General features: G+C 42.7%; 1 protein-coding gene. It reads left to right on the top strand.

Going from position 1 to position 560, the window contains the following annotated elements:
* Nucleotides 1–33: 33 nt before the first annotated feature.
* On the top strand, nucleotides 34–560 hold a 527-nt coding region (mtnN, locus tag QD409_RS35630; RefSeq protein ID WP_430765067.1), incomplete at its 3' end, for a 5'-methylthioadenosine/S-adenosylhomocysteine nucleosidase.

Raw genomic sequence — 560 nt, 5'->3', positions numbered from 1 at the left:
GAACAAAAGTGTAGCTTAGAAAGAGGGAAGTACATGAAAATAGCAATAATCGGTGCAATGGAAGAAGAAGTTGCCATACTCAGAGAACAAATGGACAATAAGAAAGAGCAGACAATTGCCGGATTTCAATTTATTGAAGGTAATCTTGCTGGGAAGGATGTTGTTCTGCTTCGCTCAGGCATAGGCAAAGTTAATGCTGCGATGAGCACGACTATTCTGCTGCAAACGTTCAAACCGGACTATTTAATCAATACAGGCTCTGCTGGAGGATTAAACCCTGACTTGAATGTCGGCGATGTTGTCATCTCAGACGAAGTGAGACATCATGATGTGGATGCGACTATATTTGGTTATGAATACGGTCAAGTACCGCAAATGCCTGCGAGTTTTGCAGCAGATAATGGTCTAATCCAGATAGCTGAATCAAGCGCGAAGGAAATAGGGGAGTATGCTGTTGTCAGAGGCCTTATTACAACAGGTGATACCTTTATTAATGATCCGGAAAGGGCAGCCTTCATCAAGACGAAATTCACTGGATTACAGGCTGTAGAAATGGAAGC

It is taken from the genome of Rhizobium sp. BR 315, assembly GCF_050577975.1.
GTDB lineage: Bacteria > Pseudomonadota > Alphaproteobacteria > Rhizobiales > Rhizobiaceae > Rhizobium > Rhizobium miluonense.
Note: the sequence above shows the minus strand (reverse complement) of the source record. Positions and strands in the feature narration are given on the sequence as shown.